Raw genomic sequence first — 3,757 nt, forward strand, 5'->3', positions numbered from 1 at the left:
TGAACACCCTGCTGGCCGGTGCCATGGCCGTGACCTTGGCCCAGCCCGCGCTGGCGGAAGACGCGCCCGAGGGGCTCTATTCCATGGACGCCCTGATCGGGGCGGCGGTCTTTCTCGCTACCGACGAGAACCGCGAGGTGGGCGAGGTCGAGGACGTGCTGGTCGCCGAGAACATGAAGGTCCATGGCCTGGTGATTGAACTGGACGATGACATCGACGGCGTGGGCGATGACGACTACCGCTTCGTCGAGGTGCAGCAGTTCTCGGTGGCGACCCGCTCGAGCGACCGGCTCGACCGGGTTTCCTATGCCGTGTTCCTGAACGACGAGCTCGACCAGGTGCGCGACTACCCGCGTGTCGACAACGACTGGTGGGCCGAGACCAAGGCAGCCGCCGCCGACATCTGGTCGAACACCAAGTCGGGCGCCTCCAGCGCCTGGCGGGCGACCAAGGACACCACCTCCGACGTCATCGACAAGACCAAGGAAAAGACCCGCGACGTGCTCGAGAGCCTGCAGCGCACGCTCGAGTAATCCCCCAAGTAATCCCCTTGGGAGCGAGCCTCGCTCGCGAAAGCCGCGTCAGCGGCTGTGCCGGCAAACGGGATGCCCGCGATTCGACCCGGACCGGGGCACGCGCCAACGGCGCGTTTCGCGAGCTGGGCTCGCTCCCACAATGGGGAGGTGGTCGGTCACGCCTTCGCCGGCGCCAGCATCCGCTCGAGGTAATGCCCGGTGTACGAACCCTCCACCGTGGCGACCTGCTCGGGGGTGCCGGAGGCGATGATCCGCCCGCCGCCCGAGCCGCCTTCCGGGCCGAGGTCGACGATCCAGTCGGCGGTCTTGATCACGTCGAGGTTGTGCTCGATCACGATCACGGTATTGCCGTGGTCGCGCAGGCGATAGAGCACACGGAGCAGTTGCGCGACGTCCTCGAAGTGCAGGCCGGTGGTCGGCTCGTCGAGGATGTAGAGCGTGTGCCCGGTGTCGCGCTTGGCCAGCTCGCGCGAGAGCTTGACCCGTTGCGCCTCGCCGCCGGAGAGCGTGGTGGCGTTCTGCCCGAGCTTGACGTAACCCAGCCCGACGTCCATCAGGGTGGTCAGCTTGCGGTGCAGGCTGGGCACCGCCTCGAAGAAGGCGGCCGCCTCCTCGATGGTCATCTCCAGCACGTCGGCGATGGTCTTGCCCTTGTAGCGGATGTCGAGCGTCTCGCGGTTGTAGCGCGCCCCGCCGCAGACGTCGCAGGGCACGTACACGTCCGGCAGGAAGTGCATCTCCACCTTGATCACGCCGTCGCCCTGGCAGGCCTCGCAGCGTCCGCCCTTGACGTTGAAGGAGAAGCGCCCCGGCGTGTAGCCGCGCGAGCGCGCCTCCTGGGTGCCGGCGAACAGCTCGCGGATGGTGGTGAACAGCCCGGTGTAGGTCGCCGGGTTCGAGCGCGGCGTGCGCCCGATCGGCGACTGGTCGATGTCGATCACCTTGTCGAGCTGCTCGAGCCCGTGGATGGTCCTGTACGGCGCGGCCGTCGCGCTGGCGCGATTGAGCTGGTGGGCGCAGATCTTGTAGAGGGTGTCGTTGATCAGCGTCGACTTGCCCGAGCCGGACACGCCGGTGATGCAGGTGAACAGCCCCAGCGGGATGCGCAGGGTGTCGCCCTGGAGGTTGTGCCCGCTCGCGCCCTCCAGCGTCAGCATCTTCTCGGGGTTGGCCCGGTGGCGTTCGGGGATCGCGATCTCGCGCTTGCCGGAGAGGTACTGCCCGGTCAGCGAGTCCTGGTTGGCCTCGATCTCTTTCGGCGTGCCCTGGGCGACCACCTGCCCGCCGTGTGCGCCCGCGCCGGGGCCGATGTCGAGGACGAAGTCGGCCGAGCGGATGGCGTCCTCGTCGTGCTCGACCACGATCACCGTGTTGCCGAGATCCCGCAGGTGGGTGAGCGTGCCCAGCAGGCGGTCGTTGTCGCGCTGGTGCAGGCCGATCGACGGCTCGTCGAGGATGTAGGACACGCCCACCAGCCCCGAGCCGATCTGGCTGGCCAGCCGGATGCGCTGGGCCTCGCCACCCGAGAGCGTCTCGGCGCTGCGGTCCAGCGACAGGTAGTTCAGGCCGACGTCATTCAGGAACTTCAGCCTTGAGCGGATCTCGCGCACGATCGGCGTGGCGATCTCGCCGCGGGCGCCCTCGAGTTCCAGCTCGGCGAAGAACGCCGCCGAGTGGCCGATCGACCAGCGCGTGACCGTCGGCAGGTTGTGTCCCTCGATGAACACGTGCCGCGCGGCGCGGTTCAGGCGGGTGCCGTGACAGCTCGGGCAGGCCTGCTCGGAGATGTAGCGCGCCAGTTCCTCGCGCACCGCCTGCGACTCGGTCTCGCGGTAGCGCCGCTCCATGTTGGGCAGCACGCCCTCCCAGGGGTGGGTGCGCTCCTTCGCCCGGCCGCGCGGGCCGATGTAGGTAAACGCGATCGTCTCCTTCCCGGACCCTTGCAGGATGATCTCGCGCAGGTTCTCGGGCAGGTCCTCCCACGGGGTCTCCAGGTCGAACTCGTAGTGACGCGCCAACGAGGAGAGCAGCGCGTGGTAGTAGGCATTGCGCCGGTCCCAGCCGCGTACCGCGCCGGCGGCCAGCGACAGCTCGGGGTTGATGATCACCTTCTGCGGGTCGAAGAACTGCTTCACGCCCAGCCCGTCGCAGCTCGGGCAGGCGCCGACCGGGTTGTTGAACGAGAACAGCCGCGGCTCGAGCTCGCCCAGCGAGTAGCCGCACTTCGGGCAGGCATGCTTGGAGGAGAAGACGTGTTCTTCGTCGGAATCCATGGAGACCACCATCGCCTGCCCGTCGGCCAGGCGCAGCGCGGTCTCGAAGGATTCGGCCAGCCGCAACTGCAGGTCGTCGCGCACCTTGAAGCGGTCGACCACCACCTCGATGGTGTTCTTGGTCTTGGGATCAAGGGTCGGGATCTCGTCGATCTCGTAGACCGTGCCGTTGATGCGCACCCGCAGGAAGCCCTGCGACTGCCATTCCTGGAAAAGCTTGTGGTGCTCGCCCTTGCGGTTCTCGATCACCGGCGCGAGCAGCAGCCACTTGGAGCCCTCCGGCAGGTCCATGACGTGGTCGACCATCTGCGAGACGGTCTGCGCGGTCAGGTCGATGTCGTGGTCCGGGCAGCGCGGGATGCCGGCGCGCGCGTACAGCAGGCGCAGATAGTCGTAGATCTCGGTGACCGTGCCCACCGTCGAGCGCGGGTTGTGCGAGGTGGTCTTCTGTTCGATCGAGATCGCCGGGGAGAGCCCTTCGATGGTGTCGACGTCCGGCTTGTCCATCATCGACAGGAACTGGCGCGCGTAGGCCGACAGCGACTCGACGTAGCGGCGCTGGCCCTCGGCGAAGATCGTGTCGAAGGCGAGCGACGACTTGCCCGAGCCCGACAGGCCCGTGAAGACGATCAGCTTCTCGCGGGGCAGGTCGACGTCGATGTTCTTGAGGTTGTGCGTGCGTGCGCCGCGGATACGGATGAACGGATCGGCCATGGTGCAGGGATGCTTCGCTCGTTTGAGTGTGTCCGCCTGCCGGCGGGGAACCGGGTAGTGTAGTCGAAAGGGCTCCGATCTCGTTGCCCGGGGCCGTCTTCCCGGTGAGCGCATCGCGGCTCCGGCCCGGTGTGGTGTCGCGATTGGGTCAGGCGTTCCCGGATGCTTTATAGTGTCCCTTTGCGCTCGCAGGGGCCGGTGACACCACCGGCCGGCAGGAACCACGAAGGAGTT

Annotated in this window: 2 protein-coding genes; one reads left to right on the plus strand and one right to left on the minus strand. The window is 67.5% G+C overall.

The window, feature by feature from the left end; translation table 11 throughout:
- Positions 1-533, plus strand: a 533-nt coding sequence (locus ACLFMY_RS08670; RefSeq protein WP_410764261.1) for a hypothetical protein, incomplete at its 5' end; no start/stop codon positions are given.
- Between the two features lie 158 nt (positions 534-691).
- Here the strand turns inward: ACLFMY_RS08670 and uvrA are convergent.
- Positions 692-3,523 (minus strand): excinuclease ABC subunit UvrA, encoded by a 2,832-nt coding sequence (gene uvrA, locus ACLFMY_RS08675; protein WP_410764262.1) that lies wholly within the window; start codon positions 3,521-3,523, stop codon positions 692-694.
- Positions 3,524-3,757: the final 234 nt, after the last annotated feature.

It is taken from the genome of Guyparkeria sp. (genome assembly GCF_046545975.1).
Classification (GTDB): domain Bacteria; phylum Pseudomonadota; class Gammaproteobacteria; order Halothiobacillales; family Halothiobacillaceae; genus Guyparkeria.